The 26,899-nt window shown below is 71.3% G+C and carries 21 protein-coding genes and 1 pseudogene; 10 read left to right on the top strand and 12 right to left on the bottom strand.

Annotation, left to right across the window (positions count from 1 at the left end; genetic code table 11):
* Positions 1-6: 6 nt before the first annotated feature.
* From JL475_RS18705 to JL475_RS18685, 5 genes are all read left to right on the top strand, one after another.
* Positions 7-1,107: a substrate-binding domain-containing protein gene (locus tag JL475_RS18705; RefSeq protein WP_202278909.1), complete on the top strand. Its 1,101-nt coding sequence runs from the start codon at positions 7-9 to the stop codon at positions 1,105-1,107.
* A 182-nt stretch (positions 1,108-1,289) separates the two neighbouring features.
* Positions 1,290-2,081 (top strand): ATP-binding cassette domain-containing protein, encoded by a 792-nt coding sequence (locus JL475_RS18700; protein WP_181383847.1) that lies wholly within the window; start codon positions 1,290-1,292, stop codon positions 2,079-2,081.
* Positions 2,078-3,367, top strand: coding sequence for a sugar ABC transporter permease (locus JL475_RS18695; RefSeq protein ID WP_202278874.1), 1,290 nt, complete (start codon positions 2,078-2,080; stop codon positions 3,365-3,367). The genes JL475_RS18700 and JL475_RS18695 overlap by 4 nt, the downstream gene beginning before the upstream one ends.
* A gap of 214 nt (positions 3,368-3,581) precedes the next feature.
* On the top strand, positions 3,582-5,570 hold the full coding sequence (dxs, locus tag JL475_RS18690) for a 1-deoxy-D-xylulose-5-phosphate synthase (protein ID WP_202278873.1): 1,989 nt from the start codon (positions 3,582-3,584) through the stop codon (positions 5,568-5,570).
* Positions 5,571-5,718: 148 nt separating this feature from the next.
* Positions 5,719-7,239 carry an amino acid permease gene (locus tag JL475_RS18685; RefSeq protein WP_202278872.1) on the top strand — a complete coding sequence of 507 codons (1,521 nt, stop codon included), beginning with the start codon at positions 5,719-5,721 and terminating at the stop codon, positions 7,237-7,239.
* A 48-nt stretch (positions 7,240-7,287) separates the two neighbouring features.
* Here JL475_RS18685 and JL475_RS18680 read toward each other — a convergent pair whose 3' ends face one another.
* Positions 7,288-7,662 (bottom strand): NTP pyrophosphohydrolase, encoded by a 375-nt coding sequence (locus JL475_RS18680; protein WP_202278871.1) that lies wholly within the window; start codon positions 7,660-7,662, stop codon positions 7,288-7,290.
* Positions 7,663-7,734: 72 nt separating this feature from the next.
* On the opposite strand from JL475_RS18680, the gene JL475_RS18675 reads away from it, so the two are divergent.
* The gene (locus JL475_RS18675) at positions 7,735-8,739 is read left to right on the top strand and encodes a hypothetical protein (protein ID WP_202278870.1); all 1,005 of its coding nucleotides are present in this window, start codon (positions 7,735-7,737) and stop codon (positions 8,737-8,739) included.
* A gap of 176 nt (positions 8,740-8,915) precedes the next feature.
* On the opposite strand, the gene JL475_RS18670 is transcribed toward JL475_RS18675, so the two are convergent.
* The 5 genes from JL475_RS18670 to JL475_RS18650 all read right to left on the bottom strand — a co-directional run bounded on the left by JL475_RS18670 (position 8,916) and on the right by JL475_RS18650 (position 15,667).
* Complete coding sequence (locus JL475_RS18670; RefSeq protein ID WP_202278869.1) at positions 8,916-11,045, bottom strand: 3-hydroxyacyl-CoA dehydrogenase NAD-binding domain-containing protein; 2,130 nt, start codon at positions 11,043-11,045, stop codon at positions 8,916-8,918.
* On the bottom strand, positions 11,042-12,259 hold the full coding sequence (locus tag JL475_RS18665) for an acetyl-CoA C-acyltransferase (protein ID WP_202278868.1): 1,218 nt from the start codon (positions 12,257-12,259) through the stop codon (positions 11,042-11,044). The genes JL475_RS18670 and JL475_RS18665 overlap by 4 nt, the downstream gene beginning before the upstream one ends.
* 337 nt (positions 12,260-12,596) lie before the next feature.
* Complete coding sequence (locus tag JL475_RS18660; protein ID WP_202278867.1) at positions 12,597-13,895, bottom strand: ribonuclease D; 1,299 nt, start codon at positions 13,893-13,895, stop codon at positions 12,597-12,599.
* A gap of 162 nt (positions 13,896-14,057) precedes the next feature.
* Positions 14,058-14,717 carry a response regulator transcription factor gene (locus tag JL475_RS18655; RefSeq protein ID WP_202278866.1) on the bottom strand — a complete coding sequence of 220 codons (660 nt, stop codon included), beginning with the start codon at positions 14,715-14,717 and terminating at the stop codon, positions 14,058-14,060.
* Positions 14,718-14,989: 272 nt separating this feature from the next.
* Entirely contained in the window at positions 14,990-15,667 is a 678-nt protein-coding gene (locus JL475_RS18650) for a DUF3000 domain-containing protein (RefSeq protein ID WP_202278865.1), read from the bottom strand.
* A gap of 159 nt (positions 15,668-15,826) precedes the next feature.
* Here JL475_RS18650 and hemE point away from each other — a divergent pair, with 159 nt between their 5' ends.
* Positions 15,827-16,894, top strand: a complete 1,068-nt coding sequence (hemE, locus tag JL475_RS18645) for a uroporphyrinogen decarboxylase (RefSeq protein WP_202278864.1) — start codon at positions 15,827-15,829, stop codon at positions 16,892-16,894.
* Between the two features lie 626 nt (positions 16,895-17,520).
* Here the strand turns inward: hemE and JL475_RS18640 are convergent.
* The 6 genes and pseudogenes from JL475_RS18640 to JL475_RS18615 all read right to left on the bottom strand — a co-directional run.
* Complete coding sequence (locus tag JL475_RS18640) at positions 17,521-18,477, bottom strand: zinc-binding dehydrogenase (RefSeq protein ID WP_202278863.1); 957 nt, start codon at positions 18,475-18,477, stop codon at positions 17,521-17,523.
* Between the two features lie 604 nt (positions 18,478-19,081).
* On the bottom strand, positions 19,082-19,459 hold the full coding sequence (locus JL475_RS18635) for a MazG-like family protein (RefSeq protein WP_307825096.1): 378 nt from the start codon (positions 19,457-19,459) through the stop codon (positions 19,082-19,084).
* A 69-nt stretch (positions 19,460-19,528) separates the two neighbouring features.
* Positions 19,529-21,412 carry an ATP-binding cassette domain-containing protein gene (locus JL475_RS18630; protein ID WP_202278908.1) on the bottom strand — a complete coding sequence of 628 codons (1,884 nt, stop codon included), beginning with the start codon at positions 21,410-21,412 and terminating at the stop codon, positions 19,529-19,531.
* A gap of 240 nt (positions 21,413-21,652) precedes the next feature.
* Positions 21,653-21,796 (bottom strand): hypothetical protein, encoded by a 144-nt coding sequence (locus tag JL475_RS18625; protein WP_202278862.1) that lies wholly within the window; start codon positions 21,794-21,796, stop codon positions 21,653-21,655.
* Positions 21,797-21,909: 113 nt separating this feature from the next.
* Positions 21,910-22,158 carry a hypothetical protein gene (locus JL475_RS18620; protein WP_202278861.1) on the bottom strand — a complete coding sequence of 83 codons (249 nt, stop codon included), beginning with the start codon at positions 22,156-22,158 and terminating at the stop codon, positions 21,910-21,912.
* A 164-nt stretch (positions 22,159-22,322) separates the two neighbouring features.
* Positions 22,323-22,769, bottom strand: a pseudogene (locus tag JL475_RS18615) (rhomboid family intramembrane serine protease); the annotation flags it as partial.
* A gap of 775 nt (positions 22,770-23,544) precedes the next feature.
* Between JL475_RS18615 and JL475_RS18610 the strand changes: the two are divergent.
* Genes JL475_RS18610 through JL475_RS18600 form a run of 3 tightly spaced genes read left to right on the top strand, consistent with a single transcriptional unit; the run spans position 23,545 to position 26,346 of the window.
* Positions 23,545-23,721 (top strand): hypothetical protein, encoded by a 177-nt coding sequence (locus JL475_RS18610; protein ID WP_202278860.1) that lies wholly within the window; start codon positions 23,545-23,547, stop codon positions 23,719-23,721.
* On the top strand, positions 23,714-24,931 hold the full coding sequence (locus tag JL475_RS18605; protein WP_202278859.1) for a CoA transferase: 1,218 nt from the start codon (positions 23,714-23,716) through the stop codon (positions 24,929-24,931). The genes JL475_RS18610 and JL475_RS18605 overlap by 8 nt, the downstream gene beginning before the upstream one ends.
* On the top strand, positions 24,928-26,346 hold the full coding sequence (locus JL475_RS18600) for an amidohydrolase family protein (protein WP_202278858.1): 1,419 nt from the start codon (positions 24,928-24,930) through the stop codon (positions 26,344-26,346). The genes JL475_RS18605 and JL475_RS18600 overlap by 4 nt, the downstream gene beginning before the upstream one ends.
* Positions 26,347-26,899 lie beyond the last annotated feature (553 nt).

Raw genomic sequence — 26,899 nt, 5'->3', positions numbered from 1 at the left:
ACGCGTATGCGTCGTGCCGCCGTCGCCATCGCCGCCGGTGCGATGGCCGTCTCTCTCGCCGCTTGCGGCAGCGCCGCCGAGTCCGGCGACAAGAGCGACAAGAGCGACTCCGCCGCCAAGAAGGGCGACGACATCAAGGTCGGTCTGCTCCTGCCGGAGAACCAGACCGCGCGGTACGAGAAGTTCGACAAGCCCTTGATCGAGAAGAAGGTCAAGGAGCTCACGAACAACAAGGCCGAGGTCGTCTACGCCAACGCCAAGCAGGACGCCAGCCTGCAGAACCAGCAGGTCGACACGATGGTGACCAACAAGGTCGACGTGCTGATCCTGGACGCGGTGGACGCCAAGGCCATCGCCGGCTCGGTGAAGAAGGCCAAGGAGGCCGGCATCCCGGTCGTGGCCTACGACCGCCTGGCCGAGGGGCCGATCGACGCCTACACCTCGTTCGACAACGTGACCGTCGGCAAGACGCAGGGCGAGGCCCTGCTCGAGGCGCTGGGCGACAAGGCCAAGGACGGCCAGATCGTCATGATGAACGGCTCCTCCACCGACCCGAACGCCGCCCAGTTCAAGGAGGGCGCGCACGCCGCCCTCGACGGCAAGGTCAAGGTCGGCCGCGAGTACGACACCAAGGAGTGGAAGCCGGAGAACGCCAACGCCAACATGGAGGGCGCCATCTCCGCCCTCGGCAAGGACAAGATCGTCGGCGTCTACTCCGCCAACGACGGCATGGCGGGCGGCATCATCACCGCCCTGAAGGCCGCCGGCATCAAGGTCCCGGTCACCGGCCAGGACGCCGAACTCGCGGGCGTGCAGCGCATCGTGACCGGTGAGCAGTTCATGAGCGTCTACAAGCCGTACGCCCCGGAGGCCGAGGCCGCCGCCGAGATGGCCGTCGCGCTCGCCCAGGGCAAGTCGCTGGACTCCGTCGCCAAGGACACGGTCGACAGCCCCACCACCCAGGGCGTGCCCTCCGTGCTCGTCCCGGTCGTGTCGCTGACCCAGGAGAACATCAACGACACCGTGATCAAGGACGGCGTCTACACCGTCGAGGAGATCTGCACGGGCAAGTACAAGGCCGCCTGCGACAAGCTCGGTCTGAAGTAAGCAGTCCCGAAGTCCCATGAGACGTACGGGAGTCCGCCCCGGACTCCCGTACGGGACCGGACTGCCGCGAACTCCGCCGGCGCCCCGCACACACCAGCCCCGCAAGCTACGCGGGGCGCCGGTCGGAACACCCCCCAAACTTCTTTCTGCACAACCTCCCGCCGGGTCAGGCGGCGAAGGAGATGGTTCACGTGTCCGCTACGCCCGTGCTGGCGTTGCGCGGGGTCTCCAAGCGTTTCGGTGCCGTCCAGGCGCTCACCGACGTAGAGCTTGAGGTCCGCGCCGGTGAGGTGGTCGCCCTGGTCGGCGACAACGGCGCCGGTAAGTCCACGCTGGTCAAGACGATTGCCGGCGTGCACCCCATCGATGAGGGCGTCATCGAGTGGGACGGCAAGGCCGTCCAGATCAACAAGCCGCACGACGCCCAGAACCTGGGCATCGCGACGGTCTACCAGGACCTCGCGCTGTGCGACAACATCGACGTCGTCGGCAACCTCTACCTGGGCCGGGAGATCCGCAAGCGCGGCGTCCTGGACGAGGTGGAGATGGAGCGCCGCTCCCGCGAGCTCCTCGACACCCTGTCGATCCGCATCCCCAGCGTCCGGATCCCGATCGCCTCGCTCTCCGGCGGTCAGCGCCAGGTCGTGGCCATCGCCCGGTCCATGCTCGGTGAGCCCAAGCTGGTGATCCTCGACGAGCCCACCGCGGCCCTCGGCGTCGAGCAGACCGCGCAGGTCCTCGACCTGGTCGAGCGGCTGCGCGAGCGGGGCCACGCGGTCATCCTCATCAGCCACAACATGGCCGACGTCAAGGCCGTCGCGGACAAGGTCGCCGTGCTGCGCCTCGGGCGCAACAACGGCACCTTCGAGGTCAAGTCGACCTCTCAGGAAGAGATCATCTCCGCCATCACCGGAGCCACGGAGAACGCCGTGACCCGCCGTGCGGCGCGCACCAATGGGGAGGTCAGCAAGTGAGCACCGAAAAGACCTCGACGCCCACCGCCGACACGGTCGAGAACACCGAGGCGGCCGCCGCGGCGGTCACCGCCGTCGACCCCCGGCTGCTGGTCCGCGAACAGGGCTTCGCCGGCTACATCGGCGAGTTCAAGCGGAAGATGAAGGCCGGTGACCTCGGGTCCGTTCCCGTCATCATCGGCCTGGTGATCATCTGGGCCATCTTCACCGGCCTGAACTCCAACTTCCTCACCGCCGGCAACTTCTCCGACATGTCCGTCGCCATGGTCGGCACGGGCATGATCGCCGTCGGTATCGTCTTCGTCCTGCTGCTCGGCGAGATCGATCTGTCGGTCGGCTCGGTCAGCGGTGTCGCGGGCGCAGCCTTCGCGGTGCTGAGCGTCACCCACGGGATGAACGAGTGGCTGGCCCTGGTGCTGGCCATCCTCACCGGCACGGCGGCCGGCGCCATCCACGGCTTCGTCTTCGCCCGCATCGGCGTCCCCGCCTTCGCCGTGACGCTGGCCGGTCTGCTGTTCTGGCAGGGCTTCATGCTGCAGATACTCGGCAGCAACGGCACCATCAACCTGGACAGCGAAGGCATCGTCGGCAAGTTCACCAGCTACTACTTCACCGATGTCGCGGCCGCCTACGGCCTCGCCCTCGTGGCCGTCGTCGGGTACTTCCTCACCGCGTTCCTGGGCAACCGCCGCCGCGAGGCCGCCGGTATCCCCTCGCGCCCGCTGAACGACATCGTCGTGCGCACGGTGCTGCTGGCCGTCGTCTCCTTCGCCGTGGCGATCGTCTACAACCAGCACAAGGGCCTGCCGCTCGCCGTGGTGATCTTCCTCGCGGTGCTGGTGTTCACCGACTTCCTGCTCCGCCGCACCGCCTACGGCCGCAAGGTCTTCGCGCTCGGCGGCAGCGTCGAGGCGTCCCGCCGTGCCGGTATCAACGTGGAGATGGTCCGGATCTCGGTCTTCGCGATCGCCGGCACCTTCGCCGCGATCGGCGGCCTCTTCGTCGCCTCGAAGATCGCCTCCGCCAACCAGGGCGCGGGCACCGGTGAGTTCCTGATGAACGTCATCGCCGCGGCCGTGATCGGCGGTACGTCCCTCTTCGGCGGCCGTGGCCGCACCTGGAACGCGCTCCTCGGTGTCCTGGTGATCGTCTCCATCCAGTACGGCCTCGCCCTCGAGGGCATCGCCTCGCCGGTGCAGTACATGATCACCGGTGGCGTGCTGCTGGCGACCGTCGTCATCGACGCGATCACCCGCAAGACGCAGAAGACCGCGGGCCGCGCCTAGCTCTCGGGCCCACGGTTTCCACAGCGCCGTGCCCGGTACCCCAGGGGTACCGGGCACGGCCGTGTCCCACGGCCTGGCGCGGGGCGGTCCGGGCTCGGTCGGAGCCGGACCGCGTGAGGCATGACGCACGGCCCGGACGCCGACCGCCGGAGGGGAACATTAGACTCGTCGAGCCCGGCAACAGCTCGATCAGCTCTACTGCAAGGAGGCACGGGTGCCGCTGCTGACCCGTATCAGGGGACCGCGCGATCTGGACCGGCTCACCGCGGAGGAGCTGAGCCAGCTGGCCGAGGAGATCCGGACCTTCCTGGTCGACGCGGTCTCCAAGACCGGTGGCCACCTCGGTCCCAACCTGGGTGTGGTGGAGCTCACCATCGCTCTGCACCGCGTCTTCGAATCCCCCAGGGACAAGGTGCTCTGGGACACCGGCCACCAGTCCTACGTGCACAAACTGCTGACCGGCCGACAGGACTTCTCCCGGCTGAAGATGAAGGGCGGCCTCTCCGGCTACCCCTCGCAGGCCGAGTCCGAGCACGACGTCATCGAGAACAGCCACGCCTCCACCGTCCTCGGCTGGGCCGACGGCCTGGCCAAGGCCAACCAGCTCAGGCGGACCGGCGACCACGTCGTCGCCGTCATCGGGGACGGCGCGCTCACCGGCGGCATGGCCTGGGAGGCGCTGAACAACATCGCCGACGCCAAGGACCGGCCGCTCGTCATCGTCGTCAACGACAACGAGCGCTCCTACGCGCCCACCATCGGCGGCCTCGCCAACCACCTGGCGACCCTGCGCACCACCGACGGCTACGAGCGCTTCCTGGCCCGCACCAAGGAGGTCCTGGAGCGCACCCCGGTCGTCGGTCAGGCCCTCTACGACACCCTGCACGGCGCCAAGAAGGGTCTGAAGGACTTCATCGCCCCCCAGGGCATGTTCGAGGACCTCGGGCTGAAGTACGTCGGCCCCATCGACGGCCACGACATCGAGGCCCTGGAGTCCGCCCTCACCCGCGCCAAGCGCTTCGGCGGCCCGGTGATCGTGCACTGCCTCACCGAGAAGGGCCGCGGCTACCAGCCCGCCCTGGCGGACGAGGCCGACCGCTTCCACGCCGTCGGCAAGATCCACCCCGACACGGGCCTGCCCATCGCCAGCTCCGGTGCCGACTGGACGTCCGTCTTCGGCGAGGAGATGGTCAAGCTCGGCGAGGAGCGCGAGGACGTCGTCGCCATCACCGCGGCCATGCTCCAGCCGGTGGGCCTCGACCGGTTCGCCAAGCGGTTCCCGGACCGGGTCTACGACGTCGGCATCGCCGAGCAGCACGGCGCGGTCTCCGCGGCGGGCCTGGCCCACGGCGGGGTGCACCCCGTCTTCGCCGTGTACGCCACCTTCCTCAACCGCGCCTTCGACCAGGTGCTGATGGACGTGGCCCTGCACAAGTGCGGCGTCACCTTCGTCCTGGACCGGGCCGGCGTCACCGGCACCGACGGCGCCTCCCACAACGGCATGTGGGACATGTCGATCCTCCAGGTCGTCCCCGGGCTGCGGCTGGCCGCCCCGCGCGACGCCGACCAGGTCCGCGCCCAGCTGCGCGAGGCCGTCGAGGTCACCGACGCGCCGACCGTGGTCCGCTTCTCCAAGGGCGCGGTCGGACCCGCCGTACCGGCCGTGGGACGCGTCGGCGGCATGGACGTCCTGCGCGAGCCCGGCACCGACACCCCGGACGTGCTGCTGGTCTCCGTGGGCGCCCTCGCCCCGATGTGCCTGGAGATCGCCGGTCTGCTCGAGAAGCAGGGCATCTCCACCACCGTCGTCGACCCGCGCTGGGTCAAGCCCGTCGACGAGGCCATGGCGCCGCTCGCCGAGAAGCACCGGGTCGTCGTCACCGTCGAGGACAACTCCCGTGTCGGCGGAGTCGGCTCGACGATCGCACAGGCCCTGCGCGACGCCGGCGTCGACGTACCGCTGCGCGACTTCGGCATCCCGCCGCGCTTCCTCGACCACGCCTCCCGCGCCGAGGTCCTGGCGGAGATCGGGCTCACCGCTCCCGACATCGCCCGTCAGGTCACCGGCCTGGTGGCGAAGCTGGACGGCGGCCTCCCGCCCTCCCGGATCCGCTCGAACGGCACGCACGACGCGCACGACGCGAACTCAGCCGTACGCGCCGCACATGCCGCCGCCGACTCGGTGGAACCGGCCCGCGACTGATCCCTCCGCCGATGCGCCCGAACGGGTCGCCCGTGCCACTGTGAAGAGTGGTGAGGACGACCCGTTCGCGTGACGGCGCCCGCGCCGGGGCATACGAGGTACGCCCCCTCTCGATCATGTCGAGGACGACGCAGCGTGGGAGGTACCTGTGAGCAACACCCTCTTCCGGACGAAGAAGGTCGAGCAGTCCATCCGTGACACCGAGGAACCGGAGCACGCGCTCAAGAAGTCCCTCTCCGCGCTGGACCTGACCGTCTTCGGCGTCGGCGTCATCATCGGCACCGGCATCTTCGTGCTCACCGGCACGGTGGCCAAGAACAACGCCGGGCCCGCCGTGGCGCTGGCCTTCGTGGTGGCCGGCGTCGTCTGCGCGCTCGCCGCGCTCTGCTACGCCGAATTCGCCTCCACCGTCCCGGTGGCGGGCTCCGCCTACACCTTCTCGTACGCCTCCCTCGGCGAGCTGCCCGCGTGGATCATCGGCTGGGACCTGGTCCTGGAGTTCGCGCTCGGCACGGCGGTGGTGGCCGTCGGCTGGTCCGGCTACATCCACTCGCTGCTGGACAACGCGGGCTGGCAGCTGCCGGCGGCGCTCGGCACCCGGGACGGCGCCGAGGGCTTCGGCTTCGACATCCTCGCCGCCGTACTGGTGCTGGTCCTCACCGGCGTCCTCGTCCTCGGCATGAAGCTGTCCGCACGGGTCACCTCGGTCGTCGTCGCCATCAAGGTGACCGTCGTCCTCGTCGTCATCATCGCCGGTGCCTTCTTCGTGACCGCCGGCAACTACGACCCGTTCGTCCCGAAGGCGCAGGCCGTCCCAGCCGGTGAAGGTCTCCGTGCGCCGCTCATCCAGCTGATGATCGGCTGGGCACCGTCCAACTTCGGCGTGATGGGCATCTTCACGGCGGCCTCGGTGGTCTTCTTCGCCTTCATCGGCTTCGACGTCGTCGCCACGGCCGCCGAGGAGACCAGGAACCCGCAGCGGGACATGCCGCGCGGCATCCTCGGCTCCCTGTTCATCTGCACCGCGCTGTACGTCGCGGTGTCGATCGTCGTCACCGGAATGCAGCGCTACACCGACCTGTCCGTGGACGCCCCGCTCGCGGACGCGTTCAAGGCCACCGGCCATCCCTGGTTCGCGGGCTTCATCAGCTTCGGTGCCGCCATCGGCCTGACCACGGTCTGCCTGATCCTGCTGCTCGGCCAGACCCGGGTGTTCTTCGCGATGAGCAGGGACGGATTGCTGCCCCGCTTCTTCTCCCGCGTCCACCCCCGCTTCAAGACCCCGTACCGGCCGACCATCCTGCTCGGTGTGATCATCGCGATCGTCGCGGGCTTCACCCCGTTGTCGGAGCTCGCCGAGCTGGTGAACATCGGCACGCTGTTCGCCTTCGTGGTCGTCGCGCTCGGCGTGATCATCCTGCGCCGTACCCGCCCCGACCTGCCCCGGGCCTTCCGCACCCCGTGGGTGCCGTTCCTGCCGATCCTGTCGGTCGCCGCCTCGCTGTGGCTGATGCTGAACCTGCCCGCCGAGACCTGGCTCCGGTTCGGCCTCTGGATGGTGCTCGGCTTCATCTTCTACTTCCTCTACAGCCGGAGCCACAGCCGTCTGGGCCGGGAAGAGGAGGTCGGCAGCCGGCCCGGCAAGCCTCAGGGCCCGGCCTTCCGGTAACCCGCACGGCCCCCGGCCTCCGCTCCCGCCCCCTCCTGGCGGTGGCGGTCAGGGGTGGACGGCCCGGGGGCCGGTCACGGTGGCGCCCAGGGCGGTCACCCGGCGGCGCAGTTCGCGGTCGGCGGTGACGACCAGGACCGGGCGCTCACCCGCCTCGGCCACCAGGTCGACCATGCGGTCGTCGCCGCTGCCCGGTGCCGACTCCACCCGCACCCCGGGCACCGACTCCACACCCCGCGCCGCGCCCTCCACCACCAGGACGATCTCCACCGGCCCCGGACGGTCGGGCAGCCCCCGTGAGGCCAACCGGTCCCGCAGCCGCTCCGCGGCGCCCCGGCGGTCCCGCCACCACCCGTCGGGCACCGACCCGACGACGTTCGCGGAGTCGACGATCACGAGCAGGGCGGCGACGCTGGGGTCCATGCGGCCAGAATCCCACGAAACAGCACCCCGCCCGAGGCGCCCGCGGACCGGCTTGCCCAGGGTGGTGAAACGGTGAACGGCGACTGGCTCCTCCGCGGCCGCGACGGCCGCCTCAGCGTCTATCTGCCGTCGGACGACGCCGTCCTGTGCCGCGCGGAACTCGCCCCCGGCGGTCCCTGGCAGGCGCCCCGTACCGTCGGCGGCGACCAGAAGCTGCGTCCGGGAGCGGCGATCGGCCAGGGCGCCGACGGCTACGCCCATCTGGCCGCCTGGCGGCCTACCGGGCCCGGCCGGTCGGGCCTGGTGCACTCCACCCACTTCCGGCCCCGGCTCGCCGCCCTCGACTGGAACCCCGTCGGCCACCCCGACCAGCAGGGCGACCGCACCGGGACACCGGCCGTCGCGGTCGACGCCCAGGGACGCGCGCACGTCTTCGTCCGCAACCAGGGCGGCGGGGTGAGCATGCGGGCGCAGAGGGAGAAGGGCGGCTGGGACCCCTGGCACGACCTCGGCGGAGCCGACGTCCAGGGCGAACTCGCGGCCGTGACCGGCGAGTCGGGCCGGGTCGAGCTGTACGCGGCGACCCCGGACACCCTTCTGCACTGGCGTCAGGAGACACCGGGCGGGCAGCTTGTGCGGGCGGAGGAGACCGACGTCCCGGTCCGTCCGGACACCCTGTGCGCGCTCGCCACCTCCGCCGAGCACACCACCCTGTTCTGCACCGACACGTCCGGGCAACTGTGCGCCTGGCGTCCCGGCGGCACACCGGTGCCGCTGCTCCCCGCGGCCGGGCCCGGCCCGGTCCGCGCCATGCGCCGTGCCGCAGCGGGTCACGACTGCGCGGTGCTCGCCCAGCGCTCGGCGAGCGGCAGGATCGCCTTCACCGCGTACCCCACACAGACGGAACCGTCCGGCGCCCGGTGGACCGAGTCCGGCCCTCCGTCGCCGGCCGACGCGAAGGTGGCCCTCGCCCTCGACGAACACGAGGAGATCGTCGCCGCCACCGTCTCCCGCTCCACCGGCTCCCTCCGGCTCGCCCGCCGCGAGGACGGGCCGGGCCCGGCCCTGACGGCATAGAGCGAGGTGTGACCCGGGCGCCCACGCGGCCGGACCGTGCGGCGATCCGCTCGCTGATCCCGTGACGAAAACCCGTGATGACAACCCATGACGAACATGACGACAACCCATGACGAAAAGGGGCGGGCCGCACGGATCGTCACCGTGCGGCCCGCCCCCCTGTCAGGGCCGGCCGGTCACGCCGGGACGCTCGCCACGCCCGGGGCCAGGAACCTCTTGCCGTTGACGCGCTCGGAGACACCCTCGCGGTCCAGGTACGGCGTGATGCCGCCCAGGTGGAAGGGCCAGCCGGCACCCGTGATCAGGCACAGGTCGATGTCCTGCGCCTCGGCGACGACGCCCTCGTCGAGCATCAGCCCGATCTCCTGGGCCACCGCGTCCAGGACGCGGGCGCGGACCTGCTCCTCGGTGAGGACGGTGTCGCCCTGCTGGAGCAGCGCGGCGACCTCCGGGTCCAGCTCGGGCTTCCCGCTGTCGTAGACGTAGAAGCCGCGCTTGCCCGCCTCGACGACCTTCTTGAGGTTCGGGGAGACCGTGAAGCGCTCGGGGAAGGACCGGTTGAGCGTCTCGGACACGTGCAGCCCGATCGCCGGGCCGACCAGCTCCAGCAGCACCAGCGGGGACATCGGCAGACCGAGCGGCTCGACCGCCTTCTCGGCGACCTCGACCGGGGTGCCCTCGTCGATGACGTTCTGGATCTCGCCCATGAAGCGGGTCAGGATGCGGTTCACCACGAACGCCGGGGCGTCCTTGACCAGCACCGCGGTCTTCTTCAGCTTCTTGGCGACACCGAACGCCGTGGCCAGCGAGGCGTCGTCGGTCTGCTCGCCGCGGACGATCTCCAGCAGCGGCAGGATCGCGACCGGGTTGAAGAAGTGGAAGCCGACGACCCGCTCGGGGTGCTTCAGCTTCGACGCCATCTCCGTCACGGAGAGCGAGGAGGTGTTGGTGGCGAGGATCGCGTGCGCCGGGGCGACCGCCTCGACCTCGGCGAACACCTTCTGCTTGACGCCCATCTCCTCGAAGACCGCTTCGATGACGAAGTCGGCGTCCGCGAAGCCCTCGGCCTTGTCCAGCACACCGGAGACCAGCGCCTTGAGGCGGTTGGCCTTGTCCTGGTTGATCCGGCCCTTGCCGAGCAGCTTGTCGATCTCGGCGTGGACGTAGCCCACACCCTTGTCGACGCGCTCCTGGTCGATGTCGGTCAGCACGACCGGCACCTCCAGGCGGCGCAGGAACAGCAGCGCGAGCTGCGAGGCCATCAGACCGGCGCCGACGACACCGACCTTGGTGACCGGACGCGCCAGGTTCTTGTCCGGGGCGCCGGCCGGGCGCTTGCCGCGCTTCTGCACCAGGTTGAACGCGTAGAGGCCGGACCGCAGTTCACCGCCCATGATCAGGTCGGCGAGCGCCCGGTCCTCGGCGTCGTAGCCCTGCTGGAGGTCGCCGTTCTTGGCGGCGGCGATGATGTCCAGAGCGCGGTAGGCGGCCGGGGCCGCGCCGTGCACCTTGGAGTCGGCGATGAAGCGGCCCTTGGCGACGGCCTGGTCCCAGGCCTCGCCGCGGTCGATCACCGGACGGTCGACGACGATCTCGCCCTTGAGGACGGCCGCCGTCCAGATCAGCGACTGCTCCAGGAAGTCCGCACCCTCGAAGATCGCGTCCGCGATGCCGAGTTCGTAGACCTGCTTGCCCTTGAGCTGCTTGTTCTGGTTGAGGCTGTTCTCGATGATGACCGAGACGGCCTTGTCCGCGCCGATCAGGTTCGGCAGCAGCGCGCAGCCGCCCCAGCCGGGGACCAGGCCGAGGAAGACCTCGGGCAGGGAGAAGGCGGGGATGGCCGCGGACACCGTGCGGTAGGAGCAGTGCAGGCCGACTTCGACGCCGCCGCCCATGGCCGCGCCGTTGTAGTACGCGAAGGTGGGGACGGCGAGCTTCGACAGCCGCTTGAAGACGTCGTGGCCGCCCTTGCCGATGGCGAGCGCGTCCTCGTGCCGCTTGAGCAGCTCGACGCCCTTGAGGTCGGCGCCGACGGCGAAGATGAACGGCTTGCCGGTGATGCCGACGCCGACGATCTCGCCGTCCGCGGCCTCCTTCTCGACCTGGTCGACGGCGGCGTCCAGATTCGCCAGCGACTGGGGGCCGAAGGTGGTCGGCTTGGTGTGGTCCAGCCCGTTGTCGAGGGTGATGAGCGCGAAGCGGCCCGCACCCAGGGGCAGTTCGAAGTGGCGTACGTGGGAGGTCGTGACGACCTCGTCCGGGAACAGCGCGGCGGCGCCCTTCAACAGTTCTGCGGTGGTGCTCACTTGTCCCCCTCGAAGTGCGGGTTCTCCCAGATGACCGTCGCGCCCATGCCGAAGCCGACACACATGGTGGTCAGGCCGTAGCGGACGTGCGGCTGCTCCTCGAACTGGCGGGCCAGCTGCGTCATCAGCCGGACGCCGGAGGAGGCCAGCGGGTGGCCGAAGGCGATGGCGCCGCCGTACTGGTTGACGCGCGCGTCGTCGTCGGCGATGCCGTAGTGCTCCAGGAAGGCCAGCACCTGGACGGCGAAGGCCTCGTTGATCTCGAACAGGCCGATGTCGGAGATGGACAGCCCCGCCTGGGCGAGCGCCTTCTCCGTGGCCGGGATCGGACCGTAGCCCATGACCTCCGGCTCGACGCCCGCGAAGGAGTACGAGACCAGACGCATCTTCACCGGGAGGTCGTTCTCACGGGCGAAGTCCTCGGAGGCGATGAGCGAGGCGGTGGCGCCGTCGTTGAGACCGGCCGCGTTACCGGCGGTGACCCGGCCGTGGACGCGGAACGGCGTCTTCAGCCCGGCCAGGTTCTCCAGGGTGGTGCCGGGGCGCATCGGCTCGTCGGCGGTGACCAGGCCCCAGCCCGTCTCGCCGGCCTCTTCGTTGGTGCGGCGCACCGAGACCGGTACCAGGTCGGCCTGGATCTTGCCGTCGGCGTACGCCTTGGCGGCCTTCTCCTGCGAGCGGACCGCGTACTCGTCGGCGCGCTGCTTGGTGATCGTGGGGTAGCGGTCGTGCAGGTTCTCCGCGGTCATGCCCATGAACAGGGCGGACTCGTCGACCAGCTTCTCGGAGACGAACCGGGGGTTGGGGTCGACGCCCTCGCCCATCGGGTGGCGGCCCATGTGCTCGACACCGCCCGCGACGGCCACGTCGTACGCGCCGAAGGCGACGGAGCCGGCCACCGTGGTCACGGCGGTCAGGGCGCCCGCGCACATGCGGTCGATGGAGTAGCCCGGAACCGAGGTGGGCAGGCCCGCGAGGATGCCGGCGGTGCGGCCGATGGTCAGGCCCTGGTCGCCGATCTGCGTGGTCGCGGCGATGGCGACCTCGTCGATCTTCTTCGGGTCGAGTCCGGGGTTGCGGCGCAGCAGCTCCCGGATCGCCTTCACGACGAGGTCGTCGGCACGGGTCTCGTGGTAGATGCCCTTGGGGCCCGCCTTGCCGAACGGGGTGCGGACGCCGTCGACGAAGACGACGTCCCTGACGGTACGAGGCACGATGGCTCTCCTCCAGGGTGCGGGATGGCACTGCTGCGTTGCGCTGAGCGCGCGCTCAGAGCCTATGCTACTTGTGGGTAATGTAGCTGCCCAGCCCCACGGAACCGAGCGGCGAAGCTCACACTCCTGGCGGAGTCACCGCGTCACGCGGTGTCGGAACCGCGGTCGGTACGGACGTGAACCCGCTCTGAGGATCTTGGCGTGATCTCGACGTCGCTGTTCTGTTTTGAGGGCCCTTTCGGCGCGCACGGGAAACCGTCCCGGCAGGCGCGATCCCGGTCGTCCCCTCCCCGCACCCTCCCCGCACTCGTCCCGCGGCAGGCACCGCCGACGGCGCTCAGGCCCCTCCCGAACCGCCGGAGACCAGTGCGGCGACCAGCACCGGGGTCACCTGCTCCACCTGCCACGGCCGCGCCCCGTACCCGGCCAGCACCGCCGCGACGGACTCCCCGTCGGCGGGCTGCGGGGGCTCCCAGCACACCCTGCGCACCGTGTCCGGGGTGATCAGGTTCTCCTGCGGCATGTTCAGCCGCTCGGCGAGCGCGCTCACCCCCGCGCGGGCCGCGGAGAGCCGGGCGGCGGCCACCGGGTCCTTCTCCGCCCAGGCGCGCGGCGGCGGCGGGCCGGTCACCGGCTGACCGGGCTGCGGCAACAGCGACTCGGGCAGCGCCCTCGCCCGGTCGACGGCCGCCTGCCACTGCTCCAGCTGGCGCCGTCCCACCCGCGCCCCGAACCCGTTCAGTGCGGCCAGGGCGTGGGTGTTGGCCGGCACGGCGAGCGCGGCCTCGACGATGGCGGCGTCGGAGAGCACCTTGCCCGGGGAGACGTCCCGGCGCTGTGCGATCCGGTCCCGGACCTGCCACAGCTCCTTGACGACGGCCATCTGCCGGCGCCTGCGCACCTTGTGCATGCCGGAGGTGCGCCGCCAGGGGTCCTTGCGGGGCTCCGGCGGCGGTGCCGACGCGATCGCTTCGAACTCCTGCAGTGCCCACTCCAGCTTGCCCTGCCGGTCCAGCTCCTTCTCCAGGGCGTACCGCAGGTCGACCAGGAGCTCGACGTCCAGGGCGGCGTAGCGCAGCCAGGGCTCGGGCAGCGGGCGGGTGGACCAGTCGACGGCGGAGTGGCCCTTCTCCAGGACGAAGCCGAGCACGTTCTCGACCATCGCGCCGAGGCCGACCCGGGGGAAGCCGGCCAGGCGTCCGGCCAGTTCGGTGTCGAAGAGACGGCCGGGCAGCATCCCTATCTCGCGCAGGCAGGGCAGGTCCTGGGTGGCGGCGTGCAGCACCCACTCGGCATCGGACAGCGCCTCGCCCAGGCCGGACAGGTCCGGGCAGGCGACGGGGTCGATCAGTGCGGATCCGGCGCCCGCACGGCGCAGCTGGACGAGGTAGGCGCGCTGGCCGTAGCGGTAGCCGGAGGCGCGCTCGGCGTCGACGGCGACCGGTCCGGTGCCCGCGGCGAAGGCGGCGATCACCTCGGCGAGGGCCGCCTCGTCGGCGATCACGGGCGGGATGCCCTCACGCGGTTCGAGCAAGGGGGTCGGCGCCTCCGTAGCAGCTGATCCGTTGTCGTCCGGAGGGGCGCCTCCGGTGGTTCGCAGGGAACTGTCTGCTGCGGTGTCGTGGGCGTCGGTCACCTGTCAAGAGTAGCCATGCCGTGAAGGCGCCTGCCGACGGAACGTTCCGTCGGCAGGCGCCGGGGGGTCGTAAACCAGTCAGGTCGGTGAATGTTCGGCAGAGGGGGAGCGGAGCGAAGGGAACGGCAGGGGACTGCCGGGGAGCGCGGCGGGGCGGCGAGGTCAGTGGATGATGCCCGTGCGCAGGGCCACCGCCACCATCCCCGCGCGGTCGCCCGTACCGAGCTTGCGGGCGATGCGGGCGAGGTGGCTCTTGACGGTCAGCGCGGACAGGCCCATCGAGACGCCGATGGCCTTGTTGGACTGGCCCTCCGCCACCAGCCGCAGCACCTCGACCTCACGGCCGGACAGTTCGCGGTAGCCGCCCGGGTGGCTCGGAGCACCCGGGGGGCGGCGGTGCAGACGGGCGCCGGCGCCGATGGGAGCGGCTCCGGGGCGGGCGGGGAGCCCGAGGTTGGTGCGGGTGCCGGTGACGACGTAGCCCTTCACTCCGCCCGCGAGGGCGTTGCGCACGGCGCCGATGTCGTCGGCGGCGGACAGGGCGAGGCCGTTGGGCCAGCCCGCCGCTCGGGTCTCGGAGAGGAGGGTGAGGCCGGAACCGTCCGGCAGATGGACGTCGGCGACGCAGATGTCGCGGGGGTTGCCGATGCGGGGACGAGCCTCCGCGACGGACGAGGCCTCGATCACGTCGCGCACACCGAGCGCCCACAGATGGCGGGTGACGGTGGAACGGACGCGGGGGTCGGCCACGACCACCATGGCGGTCGGCTTGTTCGGGCGGTAGGCGACCAGGCTTGCGGGCTGCTCGAGGAGAACGGACACCAGGCCTCCTGGGGGGTGGCGGGGACGGGGCCGGCTCGTGGGGGTGAAGCCGGGCTCAACCGTGCTTTCAAGGTCACAGTCGTCTTCGGCACCAAACCCGGTCTCCTTTAGAGAGTGATCACGATCTGGTGAGTAACAATATGCGCAATTCGGACACGCGGTCGATCATTCGAAGATCGAACGGTTTCGGTCAGCGTCGCAACGCTTCCGAAAGTGGCCGTATCGACAAAGAGATCAGCATGTGTGATTGCCGGGGGCTCCGGAGGGGAAGCTCAGCGCGACTGCGGCCCCCTCCGCTGGGGGAGCGTCACCACCGACGCGTCTCCCGGAGCCGCCGGGGGCAGACCGGCGACCTGGGCCAGCAGATCGCACCAGGCGACCAGGTGGGTGGCGGTGTCCGGCACCCCGCCCGCGCCCTCCCGCGGCGTCCATGAAGCGCGGATCTCGATCTGCGAGGCGGCGGGGCGCTCGGACAGCCCGCCGAAGTAGTGCGAACTCGCCCGCGTGACCGTGCCGCTGGGCTCGCCGTACGCCAGGCCGCGCGCGGAGAGCGCACCGGTCAGCCAGGACCAGCACACCTCCGGCAGCAGGGGATCCGCCGCCATCTCCGGCTCCAGTTCCGCGCGCACCAGCGTCACCAGCCGAAAGGCGCCCCGCCAGGCGTCGTGCCCGGCCGGGTCGTGCAGCAGCACCAGCCGGCCGTCCGCCAGCTCCTGCTCGCCGTCCACGACCGCCGCCTCCAGCGCGTGCGCGTAGGGGGCGAGCCGGGTGGGCGCGGGCGTGGTCTCCACCTCGATCTGCGGTCGCAGCCGTGCGCCCCGCATCGCGTCGACGGCCGTCCGAAAGGGCAACGGGGGTGCCGCACCCTCCTGCCCGAGGTCCTCCCCGGTGTTCTTCGCCTCGTCCATACCGCCCTTGCCGTCCGACAATCGTCCTTGAGCCGCAGCCATGCGGGGAAGATTAAGGGGAACGCGGCCTCGGCGCGGGGAAGGACACCCACGGCGCAGCACGGTGTCCGGATCGTGTCGTCCCGGGCGCGGCGCACGGGCGCCGTGCGCCGGGTGGCCTGCGGTGCCAGGTCGCCGGCGGACCATGCGAGACTGGCCGGTGTGAGTGCCAATGTCAGCCCCCGGGGCAAGCAGCCGACCCAGACGTACGACAGTGCCTTCCTCAAGGCGTGCCGGCGTGAGCCGGTTCCGCACACTCCGGTGTGGTTCATGCGGCAGGCGGGCCGCTCACTGCCGGAGTACCGCAAGGTGCGCGAGGGCATCGCGATGCTCGACTCCTGCATGCGCCCCGACCTCGTCGCCGAGATCACGCTCCAGCCGGTCCGCCGGCACAACGTGGACGCGGCGATCTACTTCAGCGACATCGTCGTCCCCCTCAAGGCCATCGGCATCGACCTCGACATCAAGCCCGGCATCGGCCCCGTCGTCGAGGAGCCCTTCCGTACCCGCGCCGACCTCGCCCGGCTGCGCGACCTCACCCCGGAGGACGTCTCCTACGTCACCGAGGCGTACGGCCTGCTGACCGCCGAGCTGGGCTCCACCCCGCTGATCGGCTTCGCGGGCGCCCCGTTCACCCTCGCCAGCTACCTCGTCGAGGGCGGCCCGTCCCGCACCTACGAGAACGCCAAGGCGATGATGTACGGCGACCCGGAGCTCTGGGCCGACCTCCTCGACCGCCTCGCGGACATCACCGCCGCGTTCCTCACCGTGCAGATCGAGGCCGGCGCCTCCGCGGTCCAGCTCTTCGACTCCTGGGCCGGCGCGCTCGCCCCCGCCGACTACCGGCGCTCGGTGATGTCGGCCTCGGCCAAGGTCCTCGACGCGGTGTCCGGTTACGGCGTCCCCCGCATCCACTTCGGTGTCGGCACCGGCGAGCTCCTCGGCCTGATGGGCGAGGCCGGCGCGGACGTCGTGGGTGTCGACTGGCGCGTCCCCATGGACGAGGCCGCCCGCCGCGTCGGCCCCGGCAAGGCGCTCCAGGGCAACCTCGACCCGACCGTGCTGTTCGCCGGCACCGAGGCCGTCGAGGCGAAGACCCGCGAGGTCCTGGCCCAGGCGGAGGGCCTCGAGGGCCACATCTTCAACCTCGGCCACGGCGTCATGCCGAACACCGACCCGGACGCCCTGACCCGCCTGGTCGACCACGTCCACACCCTCACCACCCGCTGACCCGCCGCCCGCCGGCTCACCACGGGTCCCGGGGCCGCGTCCGCCTGCCGAACAGCGGGCCGGGCGGCTCCGGGGACGGGGGAGCGCCCGGTCTGAGGGGCCAGGCGATCGGCATGCCCATGCTCAGCCTGCTCCACAGCCGGCGGGCCGAGCGGCACGCGCTACTGCGGCCGCGTCCCCCGTGGCGAGACCTCACACAGGTCGCACCCTCCGTACGCCTTCACGCTCCATGCGTCGCCCGCCCTGCGGAAACGGGCCCAGCAGCACGCCGAAGCCCGCGGACTCTTCGGCCCGCGTTGATCGGCAGCCGCGCGGCGGCGCGGACCCGACCGACCGCGCTCGACATCCCGCACCCTCCGCGCACCGGCTCCGACCAGGGCGGATGAGGTTACCGGCAAGCGCAGAGCCGCCGTCGCAGCACCGCGTTCTCGTGCCGCGGAACCAGCGGTTCGGCGTCCTTGGCCGTGTCCCGGCGCGGCATCCCGGCCACCGCCGAGGGGGCGTGCGCGCGGGCTCCCGCCTGCGGCGACGACGTCACGAGCCCCGCAGGGGGCGTTCGCCGGGCAGCGGTGGCCCCGGACCGCTTCGGTCCGGGGCCACCGCGGACTTTTGCCGTGCTTGCCGGCTCAGTCCTCGTACATGGCGATGATGCGGCCGACGACCCCGCCCTTGCGGAGGCGCTCCAGCCCCTCGGGGATCCGGTCCGGCGTGATGCGGTTCAGCGGCGGGTTGAGGTCGCCCGACCGCATGAGGTCGTAGAGCTCCTCGAGATCCTGCTTCGTGCCCGACTTGGAGCCGAGCACCCGCAGCTGCTTCAGAATGATCGCGCCGGTGCTGATCGTGGACTCGAGGCGGCCCATGCCGACCTGCACCAGCGTGCCGAATTCGCCGAGCGTCTCGAGTGCCTCGGCGGTGGTGGTGCCGAAGCCCGCGTAGTCCACGATGAGCTCGAGGTCCTTGTCCGCGAACTCGGTGATCGACTCGGCGACGCCCGCCAGACCGACCTCGGCGGCGAGCTCCCGGGTGGCCGGGTTCACGTCGGCCGCGTACACCTCGGCGCCCTTGAGGACGGCGGTGCGGGCGCCGATGTAGCCGAGGCCGCCGAGGCCGATCACGCCGACCCGCATGCCTTTCTTCGCTCCGCCGAGCGTGACCATGGCGTGGTACGAGGTGAGGCCCGCGTCGGTCGCCATCGCGCCCAGCTCGAACGACACCTCGTCCGGCAGTCGCACCAGATTCGCGTCGGTCGCGCGCACCTTGGGTCCGTAGCCGCCGTCCCAGGCGCCGTAGCCGATGGCGTCGCCGTCCGGCATCATCGGGGAGAGGCCGACGCGGTCGCCGATCCTCCAGTGGTCCATGCCCTCGCCGACCTCGCTGATCACGCCGGCGTTCTCGTGCCCGAGCGTCATCGGAATCCGCGGGAACATCGACATCCAGCCCGCGTCGTCCATCGCGCTGACATCGGAGTGGCAGAGACCGGCGGCCTTGACGTCGACGACGACCTCGCCCGGTCCCGCGTGCGGCGCTGCCACCTCCTCCAAGGTGAGCGGCTGGTCGGTTCCGTGGAAGCGCCAAGATTTCATGGTGTCGCGTGTCCTTGCATACGTGCGTCGGGGGACGACGCCGGATGACGCCGTCCGTCCGGGCTGGATGGGCTTTCTCTTGTCTCTCGATCCGGACGGCGCTCGCTGGAGGCTCTCCGGACGGTTCGGACGGTGCCCCGAGGTGGTGGAGCACTGTCGAAACTACCTGGAGATCGTTGAAGAATAAACTTTCCATCGTGTGGGCTATTTCATCGATATCACCCCATGTGGAGAGGAATAATCCGGTCTCCCGCGGTCTTTGCTCGGCCGATCTCGGCCGCGCCGGCGGGTGTGGGGCGGCCGCCATCGGCTGGGACGGAGTGGCAGCCTGCCCTGTCGGCAGGGGCGCCGGTGTGCATGGACGGCCGTCACTCGAGTGCGTCGCCCCGCCCGTGGCCGCCGACGCGTCGCTCGTGGCGCCGTGCCCGGCCGACCGCGATTGACGCGATCCGCTCCCGTCGGACCGCGGTCCCATTCGTCCTGTGTGGTGACCATGCGGGGCACGTCCTTTCCGGTAGCCACGGACTCAAGGCGACAACGCGGAGGGGCTTGGCCGGGGCCGCCGTGGACACCCAGCCCCGGGGCTGGGTGTCCACGGCGGAGTTCACTCCTGGTGTGACGTCGTGGACGCGGGGCGGCTCGCGGCGGGAACGTCGCCCGTCCCGGCCTGTGCCGCCAGGTCTCGTGAGGCGATGCGGTGCAGGTGCCGTGCGAACACGGCCGGGGCGTGGGGGTTCATGCGCGTCAGGGCGACCATGCCGGTGACGATGACGTCGCACACCTCGGCCTCGACGTCGTCCCAGGTGTGGGAGTGCCCCTTGCGGGGGTTCTGCCCCATGGCCCCGATGACCGCCTCGGCGACCTCGCCCGCCTCCTCCTGGATCTTCAGGAGCTGGAGCAGGAGGCGTTGCTCGCGGGGGAGTGTGGAGTGGTCTTCCAGCCGGCCGGCCAGGAGGGCGATCGTCTGCCAGGTGTCGGTCACGTCGTGTGTCTCGCTTCTGTGAGGGGGCGGGAAGGTGGAGGGCAGTGAACGGCTGCGTACCGGTGTGGGTCAGCGGTCGTGTGCCAGGGCGACGAGTTCGGCGAACAGTCCGCCGGCGTCGACCAGGTCCTCGTACCGTCCGTGCTCGATGACCCGACCCTGGTCCATGACGAGGATGCGGTCGGCGAGGCGGGTGTTCTCGAGCTGGTGGGTGACGACGACGGTCATGCGTTCGGCGGCGATCTGCCTGATCTGAAGGAAGATGGCGTGCTCGCCGCGAGCGTCCATCTGGGAGGTCGGTTCGTCCAGGATCAGCAGTGGTGTCCGCCGGTACAGGGCGCGTCCGCACACCAGGCGCTGCCACTGTCCTCCGGACAGTTCGGCGCCGCCCCACAGCTCCTTGGCGAGGAGGGTGTCGAGCTGCCGGGGCAGCTTCTCGATCGCCTCGCGCATGCCGACGGCGTCGACGACCTCCCACACGGGCCCGTCGTCGAAGGTCTTCGGCTGCCCGAGTGTGATGTTCTCGCGGGCGCGCAGTGGCCAGCAGGCGAAGTTCTGCGGGACGAGAGCGGTCCGTTTCCACACGGCGTCGGGGTCGGCGTGGGCGAGGTCGATGCCGTCCCACAGGACGCGTCCTTTGTCGGGGAGGAGGATGCCGGTGACGAGCTTGGCGAGGGTGGACTTCCCCGAGCCGTTCTCGCCGACGATCGCGAGGATCTCGCCCCGGCGGAGCGTGAGCGACACCCCCGCGACGGCCGGTTCCTCCTTGCCCGGGTACTGGTAGACGACTTCGTCGAGGCGGATCTCGTCCACGCGCTCGGGAACGGTCAGCTCTCCGCGCTTCGGGGCGCGTTCGGCGGCCAGGTCGAGGAAGGCCCGCATGTCGGCCAGGTAGAGCGAGGTGTGGAACATCGCGGCGCCGTGGAGGACGAACTGGCCGAGCGCGGCGAGGGTGGTCTGCACGGCGACGACGGCGGTGGCGGCGACGGGCAGGGCGATGCGGCCGTCGGCGGCCAGCCAGGCGAGGGTGGCCCAGGTGCACAACAGGAAGGCCCCGCCCAGGGCGCTGGTGGCCAGGGTGATGCGCAGCATGCGCGGGGCCGCGGTGAGGGTGCGCCGGTCGATGCGGTCGGACAGGGCGCGGTACCAGTAGACGAGGTAGCCGGTCATGCCGTTGGCGCGCACCTCGTCGCCGTAACGGGAGTAGGTGGCCCACCAGCGCATCATGGAGCGCACGTTGCGGTCGCCGACGTTGAGGTAGTGGGTCTCGTAGTCGACGCGCGCGGACAGCACGGCGCCGGCGCCGGCCGGGAGGACGGCCAGCAGGAGCAGGGGCAGCAGCAGCGGATGCAGCGCCGTGACGACTCCGCTCGCGGCGATCATGCGGATCAGGGCCGACATGAACCGCTGGGCGTCCTGCACCATCAGCCGGGTGCGCGTCACGCCGACCTCGGCGGCTTCCTGCCGGTCGGCGAAGCCGTCCTCGCCGTAGGCGGAGGTCTCCACCCGGCACACGGCGGCGACCAGGGCGATGTCCGCCTCGGTCGTCAGCAGCGGGGTGATCCGGCCGTCGGCGTAGGAGGACACCGCGCCGCTGATCCGGCCGACGGCCGCGGCTGCCGTCACCACGATCAGGGCGGGCAGCGCGCCGTGCAGGCGTTCGGAGACGGTGCCGCTGCCGAGGATGTGTGTCATGGCCTGTGCGGTGAACGCGAGGACGACGGCAGCCGCGATGCCGGCGAGGAGCTGGCAGGCGAGGAGCAGCGCGACGCCGGGTCTGTCGACGGCCCACGCCATGCGCGCGGTGTGCCCGAGGACCGCGGGCAGGCGGCGGCACATCGCGGTGAAACCGGCGTCGGCCAGCGGGTTCTTACCGTGCTTCCCCTCGAAGGTGAGGGTCGCGGGGGGTGGAGGGGGCGGTGTCTTCTCGTCAGCGGTCGAGGCGTCGGTCACAGTCACCTGCGTCCCTCCTCAAGGTCGGTGCCGCACCTGGACGGCTCGGCGATGCATGGCATAACGACGCCGCGCCGGAATCGAACACGCTCGATTCCGGACGCGCTGAAACCCTTGCCGTGCAAGGGGCCGAAGGGGGCGGCTCGTTGCTGGGGCCGCCCCCGAGCGTGCGGGATTGGCCGAATCGCCGAGGCGTGAAACGCCTGTGACGCACGGGATCTCAGCTCCTGAAGCTCGTGATCACAGCAGGCCGCGGAGCGCGGCCTCTCCCGCGTTCACGGCCTGCGTGAACGCGTCCATGAGGTGCTGTGGCAGATGTCCTGCACCGAGTCCTGACGCGCTGACGGCGACGCCGAGCTTCTGCTGCTGCGCGCTGGTCAGCAAGGGGCAGGCGACAGGATGGTGCAGGACGTCGCGTGCGGCGTACGCGTCGAGAACGGCGGCGTCGGTGAGGGCGTCCGCCGGCGGGCGAACGTTCTTGCCGGCCCGATGGCGGGTCAGGTCGAGTGCGGCCGGTCCCGCTCTGGTCTGAACGCGGCGGTCGAGGGCTCGGGCTCTGCGATCAGGCCGGTGACCTCGCCCAGGTCGAGGTCGAGGTCGAGGTCGGGCTGCGGAACGTGCGAGTCCGCGGGACGACAGTGGACACGCAGGAGCGCCGGCGCCTTGGGACGGCGGACCAGGGGGATGCGGATGAGCTCGGTGTGACCCCTGCGGGGGGGCTTCTCGCCTGACGGGGTATCGGGCAAGTCGGCAATGGGTCAGCGTGAACCCTGCTGGAGGCTCGGAGGTCTGGCAGAACACGCAGGTGGTTGAAGTGTTCAACATCGACGGTCGGCCCGGGAATTCAAACGTCTCCTGTGCAAAGCGGTTCCGGGTTTCCTTGTGCTGCCCGGCCCCGGGCGTGCGGTTCCTACCAGTCCCGTCGTGCCTGTCGTCCGAAGAGGATGCCGTTCGGTTCGGGTGGTGGGGGAGTGCCCGGTTTGAGGGGCCAGGCGATCAGCATGCCGACGACGAAGCCGACCACGTGGGCCGCGTACGCCACCGTTCCGGCGCCGGTGATGCCCGCGCCGGAGGAGCAGAGCGCCTGCAGCAGGAACCACAGGCCCAGGACGCTCCAGGCCGGCAGGCGCAGGGGCAGGAAGATCAGGAAGGGGACGAGGACCCAGACGCGGGCCTTCGGGTAGAGGACCAGGTAGGCGCCCAGCACCCCGGCGATGGCGCCCGAGGCGCCGATCAGGGGGGTGGTGGCGTCGGGGTTCGTGAGGGCGAATCCGTATGCGGCCGCGTAGCCGCAGAGCAGGTAGAACAGCAGGTACCGCAGATGGCCCATGCGGTCCTCGATGTTGTTGCCGAAGATCCGGAGGGTGGGCATTAGCGCAGGTCAGGTGGATGTTGGGTGGACCCCAGGTCAGCAAGTGGCCAGCATGTGGCGAGTCGGAGATCTCCGCCGTGCTGACCGAGGGACGTGACAGCAGAGCCGGCCTTCGCTGGTTCGCTCGTCCCTTCGGAAGGTGTCACTCCTTGGCTCGTCAGCTCGCCCGCGGCATGGGTTCCTCCTTCAAGAACTGCTCCTGTGCCAAGCCCGGCCGCTGTCCGCACCTCTGCAAATGCCGCGGCCGGTGTGGCGGACGAGCGTTCGGCTGATGCGGCAAATGTCCTTGCTGAGGAAGGACTGGCCATGACAGCGCCGCACACGGAGAGCAACGATCCGCTGATCCTCCACGTCTGCCCTCACCCTTCCTGCGTTGCGCCAAGCCGTGGCCGCGGTCGTGCCTCCCCGCTTGTCGGAGTTCTTCGAGGACATGCAGAAGGCGTTCAGCAGAAGGCGTTCATACGGGCCGAGGAGGAAGGCGACGTGGTCCCGGTCCGGATGTTCTACCGCCAGTGGGCGGTGGTGGAGATCGAGCGGTATCCCCTGTGAGGGGTCCATGGTCTTCCTCCCGCAGGATCACCCGCTCGGGCCACCTCGCCTGCGCATCCAGGATCGCGGCACTCCGTAAAGCCGGGACACCCGGACAGGCCTTCGGCGGTCAGCTTCCGGGCCTGCCCGGAGGGTCTCGCGACCGTCGTCGTAGGCTGGGTGCGCCCGGCCGCGGTGCCGACACCCGAAGGACCAAGCAGGAGGCTGAAGCGTGGACAGGATCGGACTGCGCTGCGTGGCCGACGGCGCGGCGGTCCTGACGGTCGGCGCGGACGGACTCCCTGACTCCCTCCTGGTAGTGGTCGACCCCACCGACCTGGTGGCACCGGCACCGCGCTTGAGTCGGGGCCTCGCCGACGCCCGGGCCGAAATGCACGGCCGTGGCTGACCTCGGCGCTTGGGCCGCGTCGGGTGCGATGTGCCTCACCGGCCGACCCGACGGCCCGCCCATGGTCGCCCCCGGCGACCCGGCGGGCGCAGTACGGCGAGCACTGGCGCGCGTCGCCGCGGCCACCCGGCGGCGCACCGGAGTCCTCCCCACCCTGCCGGACGTCGGCCTGCTCGGGGAACGGGCGGCGATCGCCGGGCTGCGCCGCAACGGCCCGTGGTCCTGCGGCGGCGCCTTTCGCCTGCTGCCGACCGCGGACGGCTGGTGGGGGGTATCGCTGCCGCGTCCCGAGGACATCGAACTGGTACCGGCCCTCATCGAAGATGATGATCCGGGTGACCCCTGGGAGGCGGTCGTCCGCTGGGCACGCGGAACCGCCTCGGCGGACGCGGTGGCACGAGGCCGACTGCTCGGGCTGCCATGCTGCGACCCGAGGTCGGTCGACCGGTCCCGTCCCGGTGTCGTGGTCCGGCAAGGCGGCCGCCGCTTTCCGCGAGAGCGCCCGCGAGTGGTCGACCTGACCTCGCTGTGGGCCGGCCCTCTCTGCGCGAACCTGTTGGGGCTCGGCGGCGCGGAGGTCGTGAAGGTGGAAAGCCGGCACCGTCCCGACGGCAGCCGTCGTGGGCCACGCGCCTTCCTCGACCTGCTCCACGGCGGGCACGCGATGGTGGCCGTCGACTTCCACGACCCCGACGAGGTCGCCCGCCTGCGCGACCTCGTCGCCTCCGCCGACCTGGTGCTCGAGGCGTCCCGCCCCCGGGCGCTGGCGCGCCTCGGCCTGGACGCCGATGCGCTGGTCGATCAAGGGGTGTCCTGGCTGTCGATCACCGCGCGGGGCCGGGACCACGACGCGGTGGGGTTCGGAGACGACGTCGCGGCCGGGGCCGGCCTGGTGGTCGAGGACGGCGGGGAGTTGCTTCCCTGCGGTGACGCCCTCGCCGACCCGCTGACCGGCGTGACGGCAGCCGCGGCGGCCGCCGAAGCACTGCTCTTCGAGCGCGCCGCGCTCATCGACGTGTCGATGCACCATGTCTGCGCCGAGTTCTCGGGGCCGTCGGCCCCGCACGAAGTGGTCCGCCGCGCAGACCGCTGGTGGGTCACCTGGGACGGCGGCGAGGCCGTGGTCGCCGACCCGGCACCACGCGTACCGCTTCTGCCCACCGGTGAGTCGGGTGCGGACAACGAACGAGTCCTGGAGGGCCTGCGGTGAGCGTGCTCCTCCGCGACGTCGAGGTGGAGGGCTGTCGCTCGGACGTCCTCCTCACGGGTGGCCGGGTGGCAGCCATCGGAGCCGGGCTGCCCGCACCGGTCGGAGGCGAGGTGGTGGCCGGGGACGGTGGGGCGCTGCTGCCCGGATTGCACGACCACCACCTGCACCTGCTCTCGATGGCCGCCGCGCTCGACTCGGTCGACTGCGGCCCCGGGGTGGTCCGCGGCCCCGAGGCGCTCGCCGAGACGCTGCGCCGTGCCCCCGCTCACCCCGGCGGGTGGGTGCGCGGCACGGGTTACCACGAGGACGTCGCCGGTCCGCTGGACCGGTGCCTGCTCGACCGGTTGGTGCCCGACCGGCCGGTGCGGGTGCAGCACCGCAGTGGCGCCTTGTGGATGCTGAACTCACGTGGTCTCGACGAGGTTTCCCACGTCCTCGACCGGAGCCCCGACGTCGAGCGGGACGCGCACGGTCGGCCGACCGGACGGCTCTGGCGGTACGACGCCCGCCTTCGACCGGCGCTGGCCGATGCGCCGCCCGACCTCGCACGGGTGGGCAGCGCCCTGGCGGCCTACGGCATCACCGGCGCCACCGACGCCACACCGGACCTGAACTCGGCGGCAGTTGACCTGCTCGGCCGGGCGGTGGCCTCCGGTGACCTCCCGCAGCGGGTGGTGCTGCTCGGCGCGCCGACCGGCGCCGAGCTTCCGCCCGGCCTCACCGCAGGCCCCCGCAAACTCCTCCTGCGCGACCACGACCTGCCACCGTACGACGAGCTGGCCGCAGTGGTCGCCGCCGAGCACGCCGCAGGGAGGCCGGTTGCCGTGCACTGCGTGACCCGGCACTCGCTGCTGCTCACGCTCACCGTGCTGGACGAGGTGGGACCGCTGCCCGGGGACCGGGTCGAGCATGCGGCGGTGGTTCCCGAGGGGATCGCCGAGTGGATGGCCCGGCTCGGGGTCCGCGTCGTCACGCAGCCGGACTTCTTGCGCACCCGCGGCGCGGCGTACCGGCGCGATGTCGATCCCGACGACCTGCCCCATCTGTACCCGTACGCCGGCCTGCTCGGGACGGGCGTGCCGACCTGCGCCTCGAGCGACGCCCCCTTCGGCGTGGCCGACCCATGGCAGGTGATCGCCAGCGCGGTCGACCGCACCACCGCGGACGGCGACATCCTCGGGGCCGGGGAGCGGGTTCCGTCGGCCACCGCCCTCGCCGGCTACCTCTGCGCCCACGACGAGCCCGGAGGCCCGCCCCGCCGCGTCCTCAGAGGCGCACCGGCCGACCTGGTCCTGCTGAGAGTGCCCCTCGACCAGGCGCTCGCCGAGCCGGACGCCGGTGCCGTCGCCGCGGTGTGGCGCGACGGGCGGCGCCTCGATGCAGGGGACCCCGGGCTCGTCGGGCACCGGCCGTAACCCGGCCAGGGCAGGGCTGCGGCCGAGCCGAGAACCCCGCTCGCTCCGCCGGGTCCCGGTCAGCGGGCGACGGCACCGCTGACACCGGCCCGACCGACGTCCCGGCGCCCCGCTGTTCCCCTCCGAACGGAAGAACGCCGATGACTCCGTCCGCCGTGTCGGCGACGACGCCCTGCGCGACGGGCTGTCCGACGCGGCGAAGCTCCATTGGCCCGGCCGGCGACAAGCTCCCCCGCATGTCCTGCGGCACTTCTGTGCGTCCGAGCGCTACCTCGGCGGACTCGACCTGAGCGCGATCCAGGATGTCCTCGGACATTTCTGGATCGCCGTGACCATGCGAGACATCCACGTTCAGCAGACCCGGGTCGAGGACGCCTGGGTGCCCGGGCGGCAGCGGGCCGCGAACGGCTGGAAGGACTTCTGCGATGAAGTGAAACCTGCGGTTGAGCGCCGAGGACAAGGGCATCTGGAAAGCCTCCGAGCTCCAGCGGAGCCTGGCCGAGCACGGGCTGGTGATCTCGGCAGGAAGATGCCCGGGCTGGGAACCGGCCAG

Source organism: Streptomyces sp. M2CJ-2, assembly GCF_016757295.1.
Lineage (GTDB): Bacteria > Actinomycetota > Actinomycetes > Streptomycetales > Streptomycetaceae > Streptomyces.
This window is presented reverse-complemented; position numbering and strand designations above follow the sequence as displayed.

Excerpts from the sequence above, each read along its gene's own strand:
- JL475_RS18705 (WP_202278909.1), top strand. The coding sequence starts at position 7 with ATGCGTCGTGCCGCCGTCGCCATCGCCGCCGGTGCGATGGCCGTCTCT.
- JL475_RS18700 (WP_181383847.1), top strand. The coding sequence starts at position 1,290 with ATGGTTCACGTGTCCGCTACGCCCGTGCTGGCGTTGCGCGGGGTCTCC.
- JL475_RS18680 (WP_202278871.1), bottom strand. The coding sequence starts at position 7,662 with ATGGACCCCAGCGTCGCCGCCCTGCTCGTGATCGTCGACTCCGCGAAC.
- JL475_RS18650 (WP_202278865.1), bottom strand. The coding sequence starts at position 15,667 with ATGGCTGCGGCTCAAGGACGATTGTCGGACGGCAAGGGCGGTATGGAC.
- JL475_RS18640 (WP_202278863.1), bottom strand. The coding sequence starts at position 18,477 with ATGAAATCTTGGCGCTTCCACGGAACCGACCAGCCGCTCACCTTGGAG.